The 22222-nt window shown below is 40.7% G+C and carries 20 protein-coding genes; 13 read left to right on the forward strand and 7 right to left on the reverse strand.

Annotation, left to right across the window (positions count from 1 at the left end; translation table 11 throughout):
* Window positions 1–41: 41 nt before the first annotated feature.
* Window positions 42–1058, reverse strand: coding sequence for a sulfate/molybdate ABC transporter ATP-binding protein (locus tag ACM0OY_RS23475; RefSeq protein ID WP_414571234.1), 1017 nt, complete (start codon window positions 1056–1058; stop codon window positions 42–44).
* A 111-nt stretch (window positions 1059–1169) separates the two neighbouring features.
* On the reverse strand, window positions 1170–2627 hold the full coding sequence (locus tag ACM0OY_RS23480; protein ID WP_414571235.1) for a transglutaminase domain-containing protein: 1458 nt from the start codon (window positions 2625–2627) through the stop codon (window positions 1170–1172).
* A gap of 237 nt (window positions 2628–2864) precedes the next feature.
* Here ACM0OY_RS23480 and chlP point away from each other — a divergent pair, with 237 nt between their 5' ends.
* Window positions 2865–4085: a geranylgeranyl reductase gene (gene chlP, locus ACM0OY_RS23485; protein ID WP_414571236.1), complete on the forward strand. Its 1221-nt coding sequence runs from the start codon at window positions 2865–2867 to the stop codon at window positions 4083–4085.
* A 371-nt stretch (window positions 4086–4456) separates the two neighbouring features.
* Entirely contained in the window at window positions 4457–5179 is a 723-nt protein-coding gene (locus ACM0OY_RS23490) for a choice-of-anchor K domain-containing protein (RefSeq protein WP_414571237.1), read from the forward strand.
* Between the two features lie 36 nt (window positions 5180–5215).
* Here ACM0OY_RS23490 and ACM0OY_RS23495 read toward each other — a convergent pair whose 3' ends face one another.
* Complete coding sequence (locus ACM0OY_RS23495) at window positions 5216–6340, reverse strand: site-2 protease family protein (protein ID WP_414571238.1); 1125 nt, start codon at window positions 6338–6340, stop codon at window positions 5216–5218.
* A 192-nt stretch (window positions 6341–6532) separates the two neighbouring features.
* On the opposite strand from ACM0OY_RS23495, the gene ACM0OY_RS23500 reads away from it, so the two are divergent.
* From ACM0OY_RS23500 to ACM0OY_RS23510, 3 genes are all read left to right on the forward strand, one after another.
* The gene (locus tag ACM0OY_RS23500) at window positions 6533–6754 is read left to right on the forward strand and encodes a hypothetical protein (protein WP_414571239.1); all 222 of its coding nucleotides are present in this window, start codon (window positions 6533–6535) and stop codon (window positions 6752–6754) included.
* Between the two features lie 803 nt (window positions 6755–7557).
* Window positions 7558–9000: a hypothetical protein gene (locus ACM0OY_RS23505; protein ID WP_414571240.1), complete on the forward strand. Its 1443-nt coding sequence runs from the start codon at window positions 7558–7560 to the stop codon at window positions 8998–9000.
* 384 nt (window positions 9001–9384) lie between these two features.
* Window positions 9385–10215, forward strand: a complete 831-nt coding sequence (locus tag ACM0OY_RS23510; protein WP_414571241.1) for a CDP-diacylglycerol diphosphatase — start codon at window positions 9385–9387, stop codon at window positions 10213–10215.
* A 73-nt stretch (window positions 10216–10288) separates the two neighbouring features.
* On the opposite strand, the gene ACM0OY_RS23515 is transcribed toward ACM0OY_RS23510, so the two are convergent.
* The 3 genes from ACM0OY_RS23515 to ACM0OY_RS23525 are packed head-to-tail and all read right to left on the reverse strand — an operon-like array spanning window position 10289 to window position 11824.
* Window positions 10289–10978 (reverse strand): phosphorylase, encoded by a 690-nt coding sequence (locus ACM0OY_RS23515; protein WP_414571242.1) that lies wholly within the window; start codon window positions 10976–10978, stop codon window positions 10289–10291.
* The gene (locus ACM0OY_RS23520; protein WP_414571243.1) at window positions 10971–11114 is read right to left on the reverse strand and encodes a hypothetical protein; all 144 of its coding nucleotides are present in this window, start codon (window positions 11112–11114) and stop codon (window positions 10971–10973) included. The genes ACM0OY_RS23515 and ACM0OY_RS23520 overlap by 8 nt, the downstream gene beginning before the upstream one ends.
* A gap of 29 nt (window positions 11115–11143) precedes the next feature.
* Window positions 11144–11824 carry a ferritin-like domain-containing protein gene (locus tag ACM0OY_RS23525; protein WP_414571244.1) on the reverse strand — a complete coding sequence of 227 codons (681 nt, stop codon included), beginning with the start codon at window positions 11822–11824 and terminating at the stop codon, window positions 11144–11146.
* A gap of 257 nt (window positions 11825–12081) precedes the next feature.
* Here ACM0OY_RS23525 and ACM0OY_RS23530 point away from each other — a divergent pair, with 257 nt between their 5' ends.
* The 8 genes from ACM0OY_RS23530 to ACM0OY_RS23565 all read left to right on the forward strand — a co-directional run bounded on the left by ACM0OY_RS23530 (window position 12082) and on the right by ACM0OY_RS23565 (window position 21065).
* Window positions 12082–14784 carry an efflux RND transporter permease subunit gene (locus ACM0OY_RS23530; protein ID WP_414571245.1) on the forward strand — a complete coding sequence of 901 codons (2703 nt, stop codon included), beginning with the start codon at window positions 12082–12084 and terminating at the stop codon, window positions 14782–14784.
* 163 nt (window positions 14785–14947) lie between these two features.
* Window positions 14948–15427 carry a hypothetical protein gene (locus ACM0OY_RS23535; protein WP_414571246.1) on the forward strand — a complete coding sequence of 160 codons (480 nt, stop codon included), beginning with the start codon at window positions 14948–14950 and terminating at the stop codon, window positions 15425–15427.
* 3 nt (window positions 15428–15430) lie between these two features.
* Complete coding sequence (locus tag ACM0OY_RS23540) at window positions 15431–17287, forward strand: hypothetical protein (RefSeq protein ID WP_414571247.1); 1857 nt, start codon at window positions 15431–15433, stop codon at window positions 17285–17287.
* Between the two features lie 81 nt (window positions 17288–17368).
* A complete protein-coding gene (gene hpnA, locus ACM0OY_RS23545) occupies window positions 17369–18439 on the forward strand; it encodes a hopanoid-associated sugar epimerase (RefSeq protein ID WP_414571248.1) in 1071 nt (356 codons plus the stop codon).
* A 64-nt stretch (window positions 18440–18503) separates the two neighbouring features.
* Window positions 18504–19523 (forward strand): adenosyl-hopene transferase HpnH, encoded by a 1020-nt coding sequence (gene hpnH / locus ACM0OY_RS23550; RefSeq protein WP_414571249.1) that lies wholly within the window; start codon window positions 18504–18506, stop codon window positions 19521–19523.
* A 193-nt stretch (window positions 19524–19716) separates the two neighbouring features.
* Window positions 19717–20055, forward strand: coding sequence for a DUF433 domain-containing protein (locus tag ACM0OY_RS23555; RefSeq protein ID WP_414571250.1), 339 nt, complete (start codon window positions 19717–19719; stop codon window positions 20053–20055).
* Window position 20056: 1 nt separating this feature from the next.
* Entirely contained in the window at window positions 20057–20410 is a 354-nt protein-coding gene (locus tag ACM0OY_RS23560) for a DUF5615 family PIN-like protein (protein WP_414571251.1), read from the forward strand.
* A gap of 103 nt (window positions 20411–20513) precedes the next feature.
* Window positions 20514–21065: an HD domain-containing protein gene (locus ACM0OY_RS23565; RefSeq protein WP_414571252.1), complete on the forward strand. Its 552-nt coding sequence runs from the start codon at window positions 20514–20516 to the stop codon at window positions 21063–21065.
* Here ACM0OY_RS23565 and ACM0OY_RS23570 read toward each other — a convergent pair whose 3' ends face one another.
* Complete coding sequence (locus ACM0OY_RS23570) at window positions 21066–22184, reverse strand: 2-aminoethylphosphonate aminotransferase (RefSeq protein WP_414571253.1); 1119 nt, start codon at window positions 22182–22184, stop codon at window positions 21066–21068. It lies immediately after the preceding gene.
* Window positions 22185–22222: the final 38 nt, after the last annotated feature.

Consider the following 22222-nt stretch of genomic DNA (forward strand, 5'->3'; position numbering starts at 1 on the left):
TATTAGTCTGGGGTTTTGAGCGTTAACAAATTGGCAAAATTCTAAATTGAATAAGACAGTGGGAAGGACTTGGCATCCTTTGGTTTTACATACACCCGCTGTTTTGGTTCTAACTCTAATTGATTAAAGCGATCGCGTGTTAAATGTGCTGTCACTACTTGTCCGTCATCGCAAGTTAATTCTACCTGAATTTCCCAACCCAAGTGTATCAAGCGACTGACTATAGCAGGTGTAGTGGCACCGTTGGCACTAGTTTCTAAAATTACGTCTTGTGGACGCAAAAATACTTGGGGATGAGGTGTATCAAATCCACTGCTTTGAAAAATCTTCGAGTTGCTAGGCAATACATTCACTGGGCCGATGAAGCTCATCACAAATGCAGTGGCAGGATTATCATAAATTTGTGCTGGTGTTCCTACCTGTTCCACCTGTCCTTTATTCATCACCACAACTTCATCGGAGACTTCCATAGCTTCCTCTTGGTCGTGGGTAACAAAAACCGTGGTAACATGCACTTCATCATGAAGGTTGCGTAACCATGCCCGTAAATCTTTGCGGACTTTAGCGTCAAGTGCGCCGAAGGGTTCATCTAGCAATAAAACTTCCGGTTCTACTGCAAGTGCCCTTGCTAATGCTACCCGTTGTCTTTGACCACCAGAAAGTTGTGATGGATAGCGATCGCCTAATCCACTCAATTGCACTAATTCTAGCAACTGTTCTACACGCCCTTTAATCTTCTTTGGCTGTGCCTTGCGAATTTCTAAGCCAAAAGCAATATTCTGCCTAACAGTCAAATGCTTGAATAAAGCATAGTGCTGAAACACAAATCCAATATTCCGCTGTTGCACACTTTGATATGTCGCATCCTTGCCAGTCAGCAGGATTTTGCCACTATCTGGCATTTCTAAACCTGCTATTAACCGCAGCAGAGTAGATTTACCCGATCCCGATGGCCCGAGCAACGCAACTAGCGAACCACTCTTAATTTCCAAACTGACTTGATCTACTGCCTTGAAACTTCCGAATTGTTTGGAGACGTTCTCAACTACAATACCCACTGCCGCTGTACCTCTGCAACTAAATCTACAGTTCCTTGCTAGGATTACCGTGTCTTACATATACCATACATAATTATTTTTAGATGAATAAGATTTAGGTAATTCTGACTTTTAGGGCAGTAGAGTATGAAATTTTAGTTGACCCAGGAGGCTAATCTTTTGTCCAACACTTAAGACAAAAACTTCATAATCTCCTGGTTCTGCAAACTTACAGGATATTTCAGTTTCCCCGGTTGCATTCGATTGACTCTGGCATTTTTTGATATCTTGTAGTTTTCGTTGGGTATCTTGATTGTCTTCTAGCAAATTTACCGATCCTGGCAAGTCCCAAAATGAAGACTCAGATTTTTGTACTTTAGTGAAGAAGGCAACAATCTTGGTGTGGTAATTTGGAGAACTAGCAATTTTAATTGTACCGACTTTTTGAGTATTTGTTTGATATTCAGTTGGTGAAATCAGTGTTAAGTCTTCGATGAAAAATTGAGGTGTCAGAAGTGGCTTATTTTCAAAAGTATTGTAATCTTCACGACGAGTTAACAGTTGCCAATCTAACTGGTCAGGAAAATGACTGATACTCATTACTTGCGGAGGAAGAGTGAGATATTCTGCACTATATGAAAATCCAATTTCGCTAGAATCTCTATCATCCCAGGTTGTATCAACTAATTGCCAATTATCTAAAATTTTGACTGCATTCCAAGCATGATTTGTCCAATCATAATCTGAATTTAGCAGCCTAACCACCTTAGGAATTAACTCAACAGGCGCTAAGTCTCGACGAATTTTACCTCTAATATAAACAACATCTGCACCTATAGCTCGTCCCAATGCCATGAATAAATTAGCATAGCCTTCGCAAACCCCTTTGTGAGTTAAAAAAACAGTTTTAGCATCTTGAGCAGGTCGTATTCCCGTTTTCAGCACGTCTAAATCATAAGTAACCCGACTAACAACATAGTCATGTATAGCTTTAATGCGTAAGTATGGGTCTGATTCCTTTTGAGCAATATATTTTGCAACAGATTCAATACTTGTTTCTACATTCGATGGCATATTGGCAACAATTGGAGCGATCGTTGCACGATCTTTCCACGGCCAAGGTGAATTTAATACAGGAGGTGTAGGTTTATATACTATATGATTAACCAAACCATTAATGGTATTAGTAAATAGATCCGGATTGCTTTGATAAACTAATGCGATTATTAGTAATGTATAACCTAACAAATATTTAGGTTTAATACGTTTAAGAGTAAGATTTTCCCAAAAATTTAAAGACTCTATATTAGATTGGTAACGAACTAGAGATGATTTTTTTCTGAAAACAAAAACAATTAAGCTGCAAATTAAAATAAATACAAAAAAAATGCTGAATAAAAATCTTGTGTTACTAATAGCTGAATTGCCCATTTTCCAGCTAACATTGCCTTGATAAAATAAATATACAAACCCACTCAGGATACCCAAAAGCAGCAAAAGCACCGCAACTTTGCGAACGATGCGTTTTCTCTTTTTCTGCTTCAGCTTACGAACTTCTTGTAGAAAATGGTTTTCAAGACTTTCAGGCATAAAAGACCTTTGGGAAAAATAATGTATTAATGGTTGAGAGTAATATTTCATTTGTGCTACAAAAAATTATACTAGTAAATCTCCCTCAACCAAGATTTTCCATTCCCAATTTCGCTTTTTGTATCAAAAAGTTAAGGAATATTGCATTTCAATCAAAACCTGGAGGTAAAGCGGCAAATCAGCCGAAAGACCGTGATAGTATGCTCTCGGTAAATGTGAAGATTGGGAGAAAGACCTTTGACACTACGGGTTGCTGTTATTGGGTCAGGCCCTGCTGGTTCATCTGCCGCTGAAACATTGGCAAAAGCTGGGATTGAAACCTACCTGTTTGAGCGGAAGCTAGACAATGCAAAGCCTTGTGGGGGCGCAATTCCCCTGTGTATGGTGGATGAATTTGACCTACCACCAGAGATTATCGATCGCCGGGTGCGGAAGATGAAAATGATTTCGCCTTCCAACCGCGAGGTTGATATCAATTTGGTAAATGAAGAAGAATATATAGGAATGTGCCGCCGGGAAGTGCTAGACGGCTTTTTGCGGAATCGTGCGGCAAAACTCGGTGCAAATTTAATTAATGCCACTGTTCATAAACTCGATATACCAGCAAACAATACCGATCCCTACACCATCCATTACGTTGACCATACAGAAACTGGTGCAGAGGGTATTGCCAAAACCCTGAAAGTGGATGCCATCATTGGGGCTGATGGGGCGAATTCTCGGGTTGCCAAAGAAATGGATGCCGGGGATTATAATTATGCGATCGCTTTCCAAGAGCGAATCCGCTTACCCGAAGACAAAATGGCATACTACAACGACCTCGCTGAAATGTATGTCGGCAATGATGTTTCCACTGACTTCTACGCATGGGTTTTCCCCAAATACGACCACGTAGCTGTCGGTACTGGCACAATGCACGTTAACAAAGCCAGCATTAAACAGTTACAAGCTGGCATCCGCGCCCGTGCTTCTGAGAAACTGGCAGGCGGTAAAATCATTAAAGTAGAAGCACACCCCATTCCTGAACATCCCCGTCCCCGTCGTGTTGTTGGTCGCATTGCGTTGGTGGGAGATGCTGCTGGTTATGTTACTAAGTCCTCTGGCGAGGGTATTTATTTTGCCGCTAAATCTGGGCGGATGTGTGCCGAAACCATTGTCGAAACATCTAACAGTGGAAACCGTATTCCCACTGAAGATGACCTCAAGGTTTACTTGAAGCGTTGGGATAAAAAATACGGACTCACTTACAAAGTGCTGGATATTCTGCAAACCGTCTTCTATCGTTCCGACGCCACCCGCGAAGCCTTTGTGGAAATGTGCGACGACCTTGATGTACAGCGGCTGACATTCGATAGCTATCTGTATAAAACTGTTGTTCCAGCTAATCCCATCACCCAATTAAAAATTACTGCCAAAACTATTGCTAGCTTGATTCGCGGTAATGCCCTTGCACCCTAAGTGAGTGCTGAGTGCTGAGTGCTGAGTCATGACATTAGGAGCAGAGAATTCATAATTGTGAATTATGAATTCTCTGCTCCTCTACTATATATTTTATGAAGTATCAACTTGATATTCACTTGACAAGTGTTAAGATAATCAATTTAGTTGCTGATTACAAAACGTGTAATCAAAATTACAAAGTCATGAAATATTTGAAAAATACATAAGCTAGGTTTAATTAATATAAATTACTCAATAAGATTAAAAAAAAGATATAAATACTTCATGAAAACTACAAAAAGATATTGGCACATTTTGCGTAAATTTACTACGGTAGACAGGAGACTTACTTAAGAGAAGCTCCAGGGTGAGAATTTAAACCAAAGTTTATGAAGCAAAGTTTAGTTGTTGCGACTGCCATATCTAGTTTTTTTGTGACTGGGACCACAGCATTAGGCTTTTCTGGTCAAGCACAAGCTTTCTCTTTTTCTGGTATCTCCAGCGGTACATGGGGAGTACCGACTCCAGGAAGCCTTGATACTAACCCTATATTTACAGGTGTGGGAACCAACACATTTACTTGGGGTGAACCTTCTCCACCATCAACATTTCCAAATAAACTGATTTTTGATGGAAGTTCCTTTTCAGGAAACACCGACTCTGTATTTAAAATAGGTGAGTTGAAGTACTTTAACGAAACAGTACTCAAAGGCACAAGCGTTGAATTTGTACCTTTAAATCTCAATCTATCTCTCAACTCTCCCGTTGGAATCAACCAAGCTTTTGACTTCAACTTCCGTTTGGTGAATACACCCAATACCGCAACAAATCCGCAAGAACAAAATGCAGATTTTGTATTCATAGACACAAACTTCAGCTATAACACTTTCACTTTTGCAGGTAATAAATACACACTTGAACTAACAGGGTTTAGTCCAGATGTTCCTCAGTTCAGTATTCAAGCCCTTGAAGGAGGTACAACTACAACAGCTGTTTATGCCAAAATTAAAACAATACCAGAACCTACAACAATAGCGGGTCTATCTTTGCTAGGAATATACTTGATATCTCGTAAAAAATCCTTGCAAAAAAAAGTCCCTCAGAAATTCTGAGGGAAGTTGAAGAGAGAATATTGTTTTTTGAGAGAGCTATGCAGGGTTAGGTTGGGTTTGGCTTTGCAACAGTCGGATAATTGCAGCCTTTTCTAAGATTCCAACCAGCACACCGTTGTCACGAATTACAGGAAGCACAGATACCTTTTGTTGTTCCAGTAGCTGCATAACTTCTAGTAGAGGTTGATCTGATTGAACTGTGGTTGATTCTGTAATTGGTCGCATGACTTGTTTAACTTGAGTTTCTGACCACAGTGCTGTAGGAATGGTTCGTAAGTTATCAGTTGCGATCGCACCTACTAATTGTCCATCATCATCAGTCACTAAATACCGATGCCAATTTTGTCCACTTACGACTTGTTCATCAGCAAACTCTCTCAGGGTCAGATTGGCAGATACAATTGGGCTATTAGCAGTTACAGCATCTTCAGCCGTTAAACCTGTGAGTTTTTCTTGCACTCTAGCAAATTGAGCCGCATTACCAGCATTTTGCAACAAGAAGAAGCCGACTAACAAGTTCCAGAAGTTACCGAAGCTGCCAAATAATATTAGCGGAAGTATACCTGAAAGAACTGCTACCCAACCGAAGATTTGACCAACTGCACTGGCAAAAGTTACACCTTTATAAGGATTCCCTGTAATCTTCCAAACAATTGCTTTAAGTATATTTCCGCCGTCTAAAGGCAAGCCAGGAATCAGGTTGAATAATGCTAATGCCAAGTTTACAGCAGCCAAAACACCGAGAATTGCAGCTAGCGGCCCAGATACAGGCGTAGTAAAGCCGATGGCTGTAACGATCCCGAAGAGTAGTAAGCTAACTAAAGGGCCGGCGATCGCTACCCAAAAAGCTTCACCAGGAGTTTTCGATTCTTTTTCTAAGCTTGCCAAACCACCAAATATAAACAGTGTGATGGATTTGACATCAATTCCTTGACGGATAGCAACAAAACTGTGTCCTAGTTCATGGGCGACGACAGAGGCAAACAACATCAGCGCTGTCATCAATCCCAATAGCAAAGCTAATCCCGCAGATAATTGGGGAAATTGCGCCGCCAGTCCACTGCTATAGCTCCAAGTTACCAAACCCAGAACTAAAAACCACGATGGATGGATGTAGAAGGGAATTCCGAAGAGATTACCAACGCGAATTGTGCCATTCATGTCGTTCACCTTTGATTTCAACTGCGAGAGGTTTGCTTTTGTTCCTCTCAATGTCTTTAGTGTAACGAAAGGTTAAGAGATTTTAATCTTGGTAATGGTAGTGGTGTCCGTCTGTAAAGGTGTGGTTATTGGGAAAGGCTGGTTTATCCAGATCGTTGCCATGACTTTAAGTGCTTTCATTGCTACTCCAGTATGTTAAGTGGCCGTGGTTGGGTTAATGCTCAAGGTTTCAAGTTGTTGGTTTATGCAATTTGTGGCTGTCGCTTCACCAGTTTCCAGCTTTTCTGGCGATCGCTTGTTGAGGAGCCTTGTCTAGTATCTTGTGCTATTACCACGCCTGTTGCGAGGTATATAGTGATTCAGCATACACTGATTATACTGCCGAAGATGACCTCGAACAAAGTAGCCAAATAGTATTAAAAGTAATGCCTAAAAATAATTCCAAGTGTCAAGACCAATCTTAGAATGATTATATTAAGCAGCATACAACGCATTATATTGAAACAGTTTTTAGTAGCATTACTTGTATATTTTCAAGATCAATTCATGCTTGTACAATGTCAGGCTTTTTACTGAAGCTAGAAGCATTTATTTTTGCATTTACACTTCAACAAGCTTTTATTAAATGAGTTTTATTTAATACTTAATTTTCGCAAATACTGTACTTTTGCTCTTAGTCAAACTAGTGATTTCACTGGACCCAATCACTACTTTGGAGTCTGCGATCGCCTGAAATAGTATATTTGTATTTTATAATCCGCAACTTTGGTTATTATATGCAGGCTTATATAGGACTAGTATTTGATTTATGAAAAAATCTAAGTATATGTAGGGTGTGTTACGGCTTCCGTAACGCACCAGAATATTCGGATGGTGCGTTAGCCTACGGCATAACTGAAATATTTTCAGAAATCAAATATGATTCCTATATAGAATTAGTATTAGTTATTCAAAAATTACTTAAATGCATACTTTTAGACATAAAGCTATTATTTATGTCTAAAAAGGTGGATATTAAAACTTGCTTTTACATATATGATATATAATCATCAGCCTACGATTATTATCACAAAATAGCTTTTTATCTTTGACTAAAATCTCAGTTTAAATTAACTTTAACCTAATTAAAATATACACTTTGCCGTTTATTTTAGTGCCATTGTACTATGGACTTTAATTCATCTTCTTCAGAAGATTCTTCGGAATTTGAATCTAAGATGGCAAGATTAGTTGGACTTGAAGAAGAAAAAACTATTGATATTGGAGTAATTGCAAAAGATTCAGTTGTCTTACAATTAGACTCTCCTGAATTACAACAAGTTGGAAATGATCGAACATTCTCATCTAATCCTTTTGCTAAGTTAGCCTTAGTAGGTGGGATAAATTTCTTGATAGTTGTGTTAGTTGGTATTTTTTTATCGCACTTTATAAATTACAAAAATCAAAAACCAAGAAGTAAAATAGTTAACTTTCCAGTCCAATCACAACCAACTCAATCTCGCCAACAAATTTTAGAAGAAGAAATAGAGATTCTCAAAACTAAATTAGCCCTTGCAGAACAAGCACAGGCGGTAAAAAAAGCTCAACAAAACCTCAGAATTGGAGCAACACCTGTTTCTAGGGTTAAAGTTCAACCAAGTAAACATTCAACTGCTTCTAAAGCCAGAATATCAACACCTGTGCGAACAGTTTATGTACCTCGAACAGTGATAATTGCACGTCCAATTCAAAACCCCTACTCTCAAGGAGTGACTCGTCCACAAAACTCTATATCTACTTTTCCGCCAGCGCGCCCACCGTCAGTCATGAACACAGATACTAAACCATCCCCACCCGATCCTCTCCAGGAATGGGCTAAGTTAGCAAAGTTAGGTAGCTACGGTGAAGTTTATGTTACTGCTCAAGTTGATGTTAATCCTATTAGTTCTCAGCCTGAAAACACCAATGTGGCGTCACAGTCAATTAACCCTAATAGTAACCCTAAGCCAACACAACAACTCCAAAATCTAAAATTTGTTAAAGTAGGGAGTACTGCTAAAGCTGTGATAACAACAACTATCTTTGGGGAGACTAATACTCAAAGTAAAGAGAATAAAAATATATTTATTGTGCGTTTACAAGAACCATTAAAAACTACAGATGGTACAATAGCCTTACCTGCAAATAGCGAATTATTGACTAAAATTGATTCGATTTCAGAACAAGGATTATTGCACCTAAATGTAATCAAATTTATCTCCGATAATAATGGCAAATTAGTAGAAACAAGCTTACCGAATAATGCAATTGTTATTCATAGTATTGAAGGTAAACCTCTGATAGCAAGTAAATATTCCAATTCCGCTTCATCCATAGTATCAATGGATGCAGGATTATTCATGATAGCAGGTGTTCATAAAGCCGCAGAGTTACTAAATCCTAGTAATACTACATACCAGTATCGTGATATTAATAACAATAATAATCCTCAAATACTTACCAACTACAACAAGCGCGACATTGCAGCGGGAATTGTAGAAGGTGGTTTAAATTATCTAGTTCCCCAAATTGCACAACGCAATCAACAAGCAATCACCCAAATGCTACAAAAAACAAACCTTTGGTTTTTGCCAGCAGGGAAAGAAGTTGAAATATATGTCAATCATACAGTGCAGTTTTAGAGGATATTAAAAATTTATGTAAGGTCAAATTTTATGCTGTTATTTCAGCATAGATACTGGTCAAAATTTAAGATTGTATATCAACTTTCCAGGGCATTGGAAAAAGCGTCGAAATAATAATGACTCAAATACTCGCTGTTTTTCAATGAAATCAGCAATATTTATGTCTAAATATTTAGTTCTCAATACTTGATTTTTCAATTTTATTAGTACAAAATAAATTTGAGTTAGAACAATTTTGAATGAGTCACCAAATAATATAAATGGTTTAAAACTTATACTAACTTTTGAACTATTTATTATTGAAAATAAAACGAGTAAATACCCAAGATTAATGCATTTTATATTCATCAAAAATTACTGAATAACTAGAGAGAAATACAAATGAAAAATTTTTTATTTTTACAATCAAGTTTTGGGAGTAATAATCTGAAGCTAAAGAATAATAGAAGTTCCATAATTAAGTACTTATTTGCTATCTTGTTAACTTCTCTAACTGAACTGAGCTTCATTAATCTTGCAAGTTCGCAAACATTAGATCAGAGTGACAGAGATTTCCTTTGGCAAAAAGTTCAGAAATGTGTTGCAAATCAGCAGGGTCAGCCTCCTAAACCAGACCCATGTTTGTATGTCGATCTTAACAACAGGTATGTTGTGGCAAATGGAAGTAACCAAGTTGAATACTTATTACTGCCAACTGATAAAATTGAAGGTATAGAAGACCCTAATATATCGCAGTCAAACTCAATACCTTATTGGCAGTATGCATGGGAACAAGCTCGAAAGTATGTAGTTTCACAAAAACCGCAGGTGCAATACCGAAATCAATATGGATTAGCAATTAATTCAAAACAAGCTCGTAATCAGGATCAATTACACATTCATATGTCTTGTATTAAGCAAAGCGTGAGTATGCAGCTTGAGACAGATGACAATCAAATTCCTGTTGGAAATTTTAACAATTTTATTCTGACACTTGAGAACAATCAATATAACATAATGCGGTTAGATAATAATTCACTTGCAAATAATAATAACCCTTTCTACCTTGTGAATAAATCTTTAGGATCGTCACAAAAGATGGCTGACCAAAGTATTGCTGTAGTGGGAAGAAGAAGGGGAGGATATTACATTCTCAAAACTGAAAGTGACGCTAGCAAAGGCTATAATGCTGCTGCTGAGAAGTTACTTGACGAAGATTGTAGCACTCAATAATAGTTGTTGCAGCCTCATCCTTATCCTGTAAGTATTTAGGCTATGTTGCAAATAATCAAGAGTAAATTTGGTATTAGCCAGAAAAAAACTGATTTGTAACCTGCTCTAACACTTTTAGTCCTATTAATGAACCTCGAATTAGGCGAGTAGCAGCAAGGGGTCGCCGGAGCATTCCCATAGCTAAAGGCAAAGGACGCAGCGAACCATCAGAGTTGATTGCTGATGTCAGGTCAGGAATATCGTGTTGACAATCGTCGCTGACTACTCGCAACATTGCCACCGCTACCCCAGCTGCATTAAAAAACTCTAAGGCAGTAAATCCTTCCATATCAACAACATCAACTGCCAAAGTCTCACCCAGACGCCGTTTTTCAGTCGCAGACCAAATGACGCTATCGCTTGTCAACCCTTTGATTGGGAAGTGGAGAGTGGGGAATGCTGAATGTAACTGTGCTGTGAAAGAGCGATCGCATTCTTGCCGTTTGTCTTGATAAACGCAATCTTCGTACAACACGATATCACCAACACCATAGCGATCGCTCAAGCTACCACATAAACCTACAATCAGCACTCTCGATTTTGCAGCCAGAATTTGCCCACTTTCTGCGGATTGTTGCAGGTATTGAAGTAATGGCTTCATCCCAACAGGTATGGGTAATACCCTTGGGATGGAGCCAGTAAGATTGCGTAATCCGCGACACACAGCTTGATATTCTGCTCCCTGAGGCACGAGAATTGTGTCGTAGGGTAAAAAATTAGGCACTAGCACTCTCGATATTCTGGAGTTTGCGTTTGGGTATTAACTGGAGGATGCCCAAGGCGAAATTAGCAAGTCTGGGCAATAATTGGGGTTGCAGCAGTCGGGGATCGTACTTGCTCATCCGCCGCTGATTTTCCACTAAGCAAATGTCGAGAAATTTTTCTAGTGTCAGGTCTTTAGTAAAGATGTTAGTGCCGGTAGCAGCAAAACAGTCCTGCTGGCGTCATCATTGCCAAAGACGGCAATCAGATTGCTGAGTGCCTTGCCGTAGTGCCAGAGAGTTTTGGTACTTCGCAGTGGAAAAAATCCCTGGCCGCGCTGAATTTGTGTATAGGTGAACCAGTTGACAAAAAACACGATATGACGTGTTTCTTCGTCTATGATCGGATCGAAGATTGTGAAGATTGATTCTGGAAAGACATTAGCTTCACGGGCGATCGCAAATAGCCCATAGGCAAAGAAAGTATCCAGGCATTCTTCAAAGCCAAAGCGCGTAAATATTGGCTCAAGATTTTGGGGAACTTCAACGGGGGGACGTTCTGGCATTTCGATGCCGTAACGGTCAATTAATGTTTTCAACAGACGAGCGTGGCGTAATTCTTCTTGACCTTGGAGAGCGATCGCAGCTTGTAAAATGCGATCGCTTACCGTTTGTGCGTAACCACTAACTATTGCACCGGCTTGTCGCTCTGTATCTAGAGCTTTCTCCCAAAAGGGAATACTGCGTAGGAAACTCAAACCTGCATCGTCCAAATCTGGCCAGGGAACATACTCAGGCTCGTATTCCCTGTAGCTTTCGGTAAAGCTGCGACAGAATAATTCCTTATGCTCGACAGAACCAAGTTTCATTGTTACAGTTCCATGCTGTGTTCAAAGAGAAGTTAGAATTCAGAATTCTGAATGCAATCAGTCGGGGCATTTAAGGGAAATCCAGGCAGTTGCTTGGGAAGCCACTGACTCCTGAATTCTTTCTTGTTAAAAACTTTGTCATAATTTGAGTGACAATAAGTAATATTGCCATTTGGTGGTGACAAAAACTCGCAAACCGAAGGCGATTGATGTAGCATGACTAAATAATTGTGTCACCTGCACGATAATTTTCCAAGATGGTAAAGCTTTCTAGCTCAAAATCCGCACGAGAACTCTTCAATATCTCCAAATTTGCGATTAGATTTTCGTGGCTGACCGTGAGTTTTTGGATTGCCGTCACGGTAGCTGGTGTTCTTGCTTTCAGTTCTCTGAAGTATGCATTGTTTCCAGATATTACCTTCCCAGTAGTGGTTGTAAATGCTACAGCCACCCTGACGAGTGCGGTAGATACAGAGACCAAGCTCACAAAACCCCTAGAAGAACGCCTGCGTTCCCTAGAAGGACTGGAAAATATCCGTTCATCTACCTATCCTGGCCAAACAGCCGTTGCCCTGTCTTTTGCTGTTGGTACGAATCTAGAAACATCAACCAAAGAAGTTGAAACTGCCGTCAAGCAGGTGGCTCTACCTGAGGGAGGGACTTCTAAAATTATTCCCTTGAACTTGAACGAGTCAGCCGCTATTAGCTATGCCATTGAGAGTCCGACACGAAATCTCACAGATTTGACTAAGTTGGCCAAAGACCAAATTGTACCAGCGATCGCTAAACTACCAGGAGTCCTCAAAGTTTCACTGCTGGGCGATGCAAGTGCAACTCCTTTAGATCCATCAAAACTCAGTGCAGCATCTCTTACTCAACAAGGATCTACGTTAGTCCGGTTTAACGGTCAAGATGCACTTGCATTTCAGGTAATTAAACGCGGCAATGCCAACACCTTAGAAGTGGTGAGTCTAGTTGAAAAAGAAGTCCAAAGGCTGCGCTCTACACTCAAAGATGTCAACCTCACCTTAGCTGCCACACAAGCAAAATATATCCGCCAAGCCACCCAATCAACAATCGATGCTTTAATGGAAGCCGTCGTCTTGTCGATAGTGGTAATTTTTCCTTTTTTATGGAATTGGCGGGCGACTCTCATCTCTGCCTTGGCGATTCCAACATCTTTGTTGGCAACGTTTATCGTCATGGCAATTTTTGGCTTCAACCTTGAAACCATTACCTTGCTGGCTTTGGCCTTAGTTATTGGCAGTGTGATTGATGATGCAATTATCGATGTTGAAAACATCATGCGGCACATCGATGAAGGAGAAACTCCTCGTCAAGCCGCATACTCAGCTACAGATGAAATTGGCTTAACAGTCATCGCCACCACTGCTACTGCTGTAGCGGTTTTCTTACCCATTGGTTTGATGGGTGGAGTAATCGGTCAATTCTTCAAGCCATTTGGGATTACGGTTTCAGCAGCCATGATTGCTTCGACACTAGTAGCTCGGACACTCTCACCAGCCTTGGCTACCTACTGGCTAAAACCTGCTACCCCAAATTCCCGACAACGCCAACAAACAAACATCTGGTTGAATTTTACCCAACTTTACAGAAACTTACTCAACTGGTCTTTAAGGCATCGCAAAACAGTCATTGCATTAGCCATCCTCAGCTTTGTTGCAGGTATGGCACTCAGCCTACTAATTCCCAAAGGATTTATTCCTAAATTAGATCGCGGCGAATTCAACATTACCTACACCGCCCCCTTGCCAAAAATCCCTTCAGGGGACACGACACAAAGACGCGGGGACACGGAGAGTTCTTTCCCCGCGTCGTCCCCGCGTCTCCCTGTCACCGCGTCATTCCCCATCCCCAACCCCTTGAACGATTCTCTTGAGGTTGCCAAAAAACTTGAAGATGTGGTGAGAAAATCCCCAGCAGTGGAAACAGTGTTTACTACTGTTGGTTCCCGTGAGGGTGAGCCAAATAAAGGTAATCTTTATGTGAAGCTCAAGGAAGACCGCAACATCAAAACAGGGGAAGTACAAGACCAATTACGCTCATCTTTGCCCAATCTCCCCGGCGTAACTACCAGTGTGGAAGATATTCAATTTGTTGATACTGGTGGTCAAAAACCCCTACAGGTATCGCTACGAGGCGATAACCTCCAAACCCTCAACAAAGCAGCCCAGGCAATTAAAGAGCGCATCGAAAAACTACCGGGATTTGCTGATGTGACCGTAACAAGCGACACAAATTCCCAAGGTGCGGTTTTTCAAATTGAGCGGCTGAACAATCAAAGAGTAGCCTACATCAGTGGTAATTTAGGCAAAGATTTGTCTTTGGGTAAGGCTACAGACCAAATAGTAGCAGAAGCCAAAGCAGTGTTACCTGCTGATGTAACTTTGGATTTAGGAGGAGATTCTGCCCGGCAAGGTGAAGTATTTGCTAGTTTTGGCAGTACTTTGGTATTATCAGCACTCTGCATTGTTGTGGTACTGATTTTGCTGTTCAAAAGCTGGATAGACCCATTAGTAATTGGTGTTTCTTTGCCCTTGTCAATTGTCGGGGCGATGCTGGCCTTACTATTTACTAAAAGTGACTTTGGTATGATCTCGCTGATTGGGTTTGTGTTTTTGTTGGGGCTAGCAAACAAAAATGCGATTTTATTGGTAGATTACATCAATCAACTCCGTCAATCCGGGTTAGACCGCACAGAAGCAATTCTCAGGGCAGGACCAGTACGGCTCAGACCAATTATGATGACCACCGCTTCTACGCTTTTAGGAATGCTACCCATCGCCTTAGGTTTTGGCGCTGGTTCCGAATTGCGATCGCCAATGGCCGTAGCGATCGCTGGTGGACTCATAACTTCAACTATCCTCAGCTTGATTGTTGTCCCTGTGGTCTACAGCATTTTGGATGATTGGTTTCCTCGCAAGAAATTTCAACATTAGTTCGACGGCTTGAGAATGGCACAAAAAAAGCTGAGACTAGAATTAGAACAAAAACAAAAGATAGTCTCAGCAATGGAAACTATCTTATCGCTGGTGCGTCTGCCTTGGAGACTCACGTTAAATTGAGTTTGATTAACTTCTTCAATCAAATTGATATAAAATTATGAGCGATTACGATAGACTCAATGACTTAAAAGATATTTTAGACTTACTCTACGAACAACTAGGGGAATTTGAAAAAGAGTTATTGACTAATAGTCATAGACCTACGAAGTTTGAAATGAAGCAGCGCATTAAGCGAGAGATTCTTCCTGCTATTCGTAAATATGAAACAGAATACTGGGAACTTTACCCACTAGAAGCAACTATTATCTCTGATGAAGAAGCTGAAATCCAACTGGTTAAGGTAGAACAAGCAGTTGTATCTATCGAACAGATATCTTCTAGTACTTATCCTTCAGAATTAGTTTCTCTCCTGCAAGAGATTCGAGACAAATTACAAAAACAAGATAAAGCAGCTTCAGCCAAATTGAAGGTAGTTTTGCCGTTAATTCCTGCGATCGTATCTTACGAACTGGAAATGGAAACACAGGGATTGATGTACAAAACTTGGGAGAAAATTAAGAGAATTGTTCGGAGATAGAGAATGTCAGCAGATAATCGACGACATAGAATTTTAAGCGATCTAGAGGAAACGAAGACTAGCTGGGAAGAAAAACGTGCCTATCTAGAGAAAGAACTTGTGATTAGTAGTGTAGATCAAAAATTTGCATTACGAAAGAAAATTCAAGAATGTGAGCAAGAAATAGCAAGAATAGCTAAGAATATAGAATCTATAAAAAAAGAGCACCAACAAAAAAATTTAGATATCTTGGATTCTTTGTTTCAGAAGGTGCATGACATACCAATTGTAGACAGACCAATTGAAATTGTTGATATGGGTCAAAAAAGTGAGCCGATGGTCGCTGCTCACTGGCAAGAATTTATGCGCCTTTGGATATCTAAATTAGGTCAAAAAAACAATCAAGCGGAGTATTTAGGTCTTGTCACTGCTGATGACGTGATTTTAAGGCTGTTATCTGCCAATAGATCGCCGAAAGAAGCTCGTGCGTTGTCTAGTTTTGCTATGCAATGTCTAGCAACACAGCCAGACTTGAAGGAGGAGACAGTTCATTTAGTAATAGAGAAAGCTATAGAGAACCTCAACGAACTTGATGGTTTGAACAAGCCGCATACTTTAATAGACGAAGCGTTTTCTTCAGTGATGCAGTCTAGTTTTGGACAGATATTGCATGAACGATTATTAGAAAGTTATATACAAAATCGTGATGCCAATCGAAACAAGATTGGTGCTATTTTTTCCAATATAGCAATCACAAATAGTGAAATCCTCAATGCCAGAAATGCTACTCAAATATTAACACCATTGTTAGAAAAATTAACTATTTTCTGCTCTGTTGAAGAGCGTGTTAACGCAGCATTCCACTTAGTTGAAGCATTCTATCGTCCACAAGTTCAAAAAAATAGTACAAGAATAGATTTTTTACCGAACTTACTCTTACGTAAAGTGGCCAAAGTATTGCTTACCTGTGTTCAACAAGATACGGGGAGTAATTATGCAGTGTCAACCACAGCTATATGGGCTATTTCATGGCTAACGAGCGCAAGAACTTATTATTCTCATACACCCTATACTTTTGCTGATGAAGAACTTGAAATTCTACGGCAAGTTGTTATCAATGACAAACATGATGCTTTTGCTCGAAGTTGGTCTGCCCTGATTTTGAGTGTCTGTAGTCCGGAAAAAACTGTATTTGCCCAAGCAGACTGGATTTACGAATGGGCTATTGTGGCAGATGGAAGCAAGCCACAAAAAAATTTACCAAAAATATCATATCCCAATCGTCCAAAAGATATTGAGGCGATAAAAAGTTTAATCTTTTCACATTTACCGAGCAGAGCTAAAAGACAGACAGCTATTGCACTAGGACGGCTAGGATGCTTTATACCCGAGATGATAGACCCGCTCTTGCAAGTTTTTCAGGATGCTATGTACTCTCGTGATGACCGTGATGAAGCATTAGTTTATCTAGTGTTTACAGGTAATTCTCAAGTTGTCTCTGCACTCACTTATGGATTAAATGGCCCGAAGGATAATACAGATAAATATGACTTACCTGAACGTTGCTTTCTAGGACTTATCGGCATAGGCAATGTGGATGCGCTTAAGCAAAAAAATAATAGACATATGCATGAAAATAAGTTTTTTACAGAACGAGGCGATCTTATTCATAAACTCAAAGCTAAAGATAGCACCGGTAGATGGGCATATTATTTCATTTATGTAAGACCCACTTTAGAACAGGAGTTCACAAAAACACTCGAATCAAATCAAAGTATTAATATTGAGGATTACGGAAAAGTTATTGGTTCTTGTTATGGAGAAGAACCTAATGATGAACTGAAAGCTTTCTTAAAAGATAAATATGGGTTTGATGTTTAGAATTCGAGTTCGAGAAAACTTAGTGCAGTTGCTTGGTTAGACTTCTGTATCCAAAAAAATCCAAAAGAGGCGAATTTCAAATTGAGCGATCCAAAATCTAAAAGAGTTTTTGTCACGGGGGGTACAGGTTTTATTGGTGCCCACTTGGTGCGATTGCTACTGCAAGAGGGATACAAAGTTAAAGCACTGGTACGCCCTAGCAGCAATCTCCAAAATCTACGCGATTTGGAGGTGGAAATTGTCAAAGGCGATTTGAACGATGCAAATCTCTGGCAACAGATGAGCGATTGTCAATACCTGTTTCACGTGGCAGCCCATTATTCTCTGTGGCAAACAGACCGCGAATTACTCCACCGTCACAATGTTTTAGGTACTCGTAATGTGCTAGCAGCAGCCGAGAAAGCAGGGATTGAACGCACCGTTTATACCAGTTCCGTGGCGGCCATTGGGGTGGGATCGCCTGGTGAAGTCGTTGATGAAACACATCAGAGTCCCTTAAAAAAGTTGGTGGGTAACTACAAAAAGTCTAAATATCTAGCCGAACAAGAAGCTATACAAGCGGCTGCTAAAGGTCAGGAGGTAGTTATAGTCAATCCCAGCAGCCCTATTGGAGCGTTGGATATCAAACCTACCCCTACAGGTGATATAATACTGCGGTTTTTGCGGAGACAAATGCCTTTTTACTTGGATACTGGTTTGAATTTTATCGATGTGCGGGACGTGGCATGGGGGCATTTACTGGCCTTGCAACGAGGTAAATCTGGCGATCGCTATATCTTGGGTCATCAAAACCTCAGTCTCAAACAACTACTCGAACAACTCGCCGAGATTACAGGTTTGCCAGCACCCCAACGAAGTTTACCAGCTTGGTTACCTTTGAGTGTTGCTTGGTTTGATGAAAAAATTCTCGCACCCTTGGGGAAATTGCCTTCGGTGCCCATAGATGGCGTTCGCATGGCCAAACAGCCTATGTATTACAATGCTACAAAGGCAGTGCGAGAATTGGGTTTACCTCAGTCTTCACTGAAGGCAGCACTCCAGGATGCTGTGGATTGGTTTGTTGCTCAAGGTTACGCCAGCCCCTTTTCTGCGAGACGCTACGCGAACGGGGAAGTCAAAAGTCAAAAGTCAAAAGTCAATGAGCGCAAATAGGGGCGCAATGCTTTGTGCCTCTACAGTGGTGTTTCTATATCTTTAAAGAGGAGCGATCGCAATTATGGCAGTTAACCTACAACAAGCTATAGATATCGGAAAGTACCTCGTGACTCAACGTCTGTTGGGACGCAAACGCTTTCCTTTAGTATTAATGTTGGAACCTCTTTTTCGGTGTAATCTAGCGTGTACGGGTTGTGGTAAAATCCAACATCCAAAGGAAATATTAAAACAAAATCTCACCCCAGAACAGTGCTTCGCCGCAGTAGAAGAGTGTGGCGCACCGGTTGTCTCCATTCCTGGGGGAGAACCTCTACTACATCCCCAAATTGACGAGATTGTGCGGGGATTAGTTGAGCGCAAGAAGTACATTTACTTGTGTACCAATGGTTTGTTGTTAGAAAAGAGCTTGGATAAGTTTCAACCTTCTCCTTATCTAACTTTCAGCGTGCATCTAGATGGGATGCGAGAGTTGCACGATCGCTGTGTCGATCGCAAAGGTGTTTTTGATATTGCCGTCCAAGCCATTCGCGCCGCTAAAGCTAAAGGCTTTCGTGTCACCACTAATACTACTATCTTTGAGGGTACTGACCCGAAAGATATGCAAGAGTTCTTTGATTTTCTGGAAACACTCAATACCGACGGGATGATGATTTCTCCTGGCTACAGTTACGAGTGGGCACCAGATCAAGATCATTTTCTCCAGCGAGAACAAACACGCGCCCTGTTCCGAGAAATTCTGGCTCCATACAAAAGCGGTGCAAAAAACTGGAACTTCAATCACAATCCCCTGTTCCTAGATTTTCTCGTCGGTGAGAAAGATTACGAATGCACACCTTGGGGTAGCCCAAGTTATAGCGTTCTCGGTTGGCAAAAACCTTGCTATTTGCTGAACGAGGGTTATTACTCTAGTTTCCAAGAATTACTTGCCCAAACTGACTGGAGTCAATACGGCCAGAAGAGTGGTAATCCTAAGTGCGCCGATTGCATGGTTCACTGCGGCTACGAACCCACCGCCGCGATGGATGCGATGCAACCACAAAATATGGCGCGTGCCCTGACTAGTGTGTTTGGTAGGAATTAAAAGCAGCAATTCGAACATTTAAGCTAGGAAATCACATCGAGCGGAGCTTCTTCAGCTCCGCTTCTTAAATTTTTGAGCGATTTCCCAGGCTGATTGATGAAGTTGGCGATCGCTATAAATATTGATGTGTTTCTTGAAAGTGATGAAAAAGCGCTAAATTAATTGCATAAACCCAAGTCTGCCGTAACCTAAAATGTTTCTTACTGTAGCAACCGATCCTATACCTTTATCACCTGATTCTGATGGCGTTGTTCGTGTTAGTAACACTCGTGTAACCCTTGATACTGTGGTTACCGCCTTCTTGGAGGGTGCTACAGCAGAAGAAATTGTGGAACAATATCCATCTCTTCAACTTGCAGATGTGTACTCAGTAATTGGCTATTACCTCCGGCGCAAAAGTGAAGTTGATGCTTATCTAAAAATTCGACAAGAGCGTGCTGCCCAAGTCCGTCAAGAAAATGAGTGTCGTTTCAATCCAATTGGGATACGCTCACGCCTGATGGCAAGACTTACCCACGAAGAGCAGAGTTGAAATGCTGCGTTTTTTAGCAGATGAGAACTTTAACAATCAAATTGTTCGAGGTATTCTTCGACGAAAACCTGAGATTGATATTGTTAGAGTTCAGGATGTGAGCTTATCTAAAACGGACGATCGAGTAATTCTGGAATGGGCAGCACAACAACGTAGGGTTCTACTAACTCATGATGTAGAAACAATAACTCGATATGCTTACGAGCGCGTACAGGCAGGGTTAGAAATGCCAGGAGTATTTGAGATTAATCGCAGCGTCTCAGTGGGGTTAGCAATCGAAGAGATATTATTGATCGCAGAGGCAAGTTTGGAGGGCGAATGGGAAGGACAAGTGCGATATCTCCCTCTACGTTAAAGTCCCAGTCTTGTCTAACAAAACGTTGGAGCCGACGGGCAAGAGATATTAGCTAGTAATGCGAATAATTAAATCATTGCGTATTGCACGAGAGTAACGCTGCATGAGTAGCCAAGTTAAAACCTTTCAAACAGTGCATGATGCTTATCAGTTTCTTCAGGAATTGGGAGCATCATCCAAGCTAATTCTCCATATCAAACTAGTTGGTGAAGCGGCTGAGTTGTTGATCTCAAAATTGCATGAATTGGATATTCACTTCGATGAAAGTTTCTTCCGGTTGGGCGTTGCACTCCATGATTCAGGTAAAATTCTGCATCCACAAGAGTTAACAGCAAAAGGAAACAATCACGAGTATGATGGTGAGAGCTTGCTAATCGCTAACGGAGTCAATCCAAATCTTGCTCGGTGTTGTCGTTCTCATGGTCAATGGCAAACAATGGAATGTTCTCTTGAGGAGTTACTTGTTGCCTTAGCGGATACGGTTTGGAAAGGCAAGCGCAATCCTCAACTAGAGGATTTAGTCATTAAGAGGTTGGCGAAACAATGTAACAAAGACTATTGGGAGTTTTTTGTCGAAATGGATTCCTACTTTGAGACAATTGCTTCAGACGGTGATTCGAGACTATTGCGTAGTCAAGTGGCAGAACAAGTCTAATTAGTATCTTTTTGAAATAATTTGTTTAACAACACTAATAAATCGTTCCATGTCAGCCTGGGTAATAGCTCCCATTGTTGATACTCGAAAGATAGATTGAGCTAAATTTCCCTGTCCAGAATAAATTACGTAATCGTGTGCTTTTAGTTGGTCGTGAAATTCTTCATAGCTGAAATTATCTGGCAAATAATAAGTATTCAAAACTACAGATGAACTTCCCGAAGGAAGTAAAGGTTTAATTCCTATTGACGCTAACCCGTCTCTGACTAAGTTTGCAAGTTGGCTGTAATAGCTGTGTCTAACACGCCATCCTCCTGCTTCTGCCATTTCTTGCAAAGCTTCTGCTAAAGCATAAAATGTCTGCACTGATTGAGTAAAAGGCGTACCGCCTTTATCTTGCTGTTGGCAATATGTTGCTAAATCTAAATATAAGGTGCGGGGGATTGTATCTGATGACGGCAGTGCATCCCGTCGCACAATGACAAAAGACGTTCCAGGGACTCCATGCAGACATTTATTCGCTGTTGCAGCACAAGCGGTAATTCCCCAATCTTCAAAATTCAATTCCTCGGCACCAAAGCTGCTGACTGCGTCTACTAATATTTGAATGTGGCGTTGCTGACAAATTGCGGCAATTTCTACCAAGTTATTGAGGCGACCAGTAGTAGTTTCGTGATGGACTACAGCGAGGTGGGTGATGTCGGCGTTTTTATCTAACAGTTTAATTAAACCTTTGATATCTATTTCAGCCTCCCAAGGATGGGAAAGTGTGATGTAATCAATGTCGTGAATTTTGGCAATTTTGGATATTCTTTCGCCATACACGCCGTTTTCAATTACCAGCAATTTCCCATTCCTGGGTACTAGAGTGCTAACCATCGCTTCCATCGCTGCTGTACCAGAACCCGTGAGTAGGACTGCTGCCCAGCGATGCCTAGGTTGGGCTACGCGTACGCCTTCTAAATCGTAAACTTGAAGTAATTGCTCGCGGATTCTGGTTTGTAACTGGGAAAACTCCACTTCCCGATGACACAAATCGGGACATAAGAGCGCATTTCTCACGCGATCGCTCAAATTAACAGGACCAGGATTTAGTAAAATCATTTTGTTATTAGTCATTAGTCATTAGTCATTAGTCATTAGTCATTAGTCATTGG

The organism is Nostoc sp. CCY 9925 (genome assembly GCF_963920935.1).
GTDB lineage: Bacteria > Cyanobacteriota > Cyanobacteriia > Cyanobacteriales > Nostocaceae > Nostoc.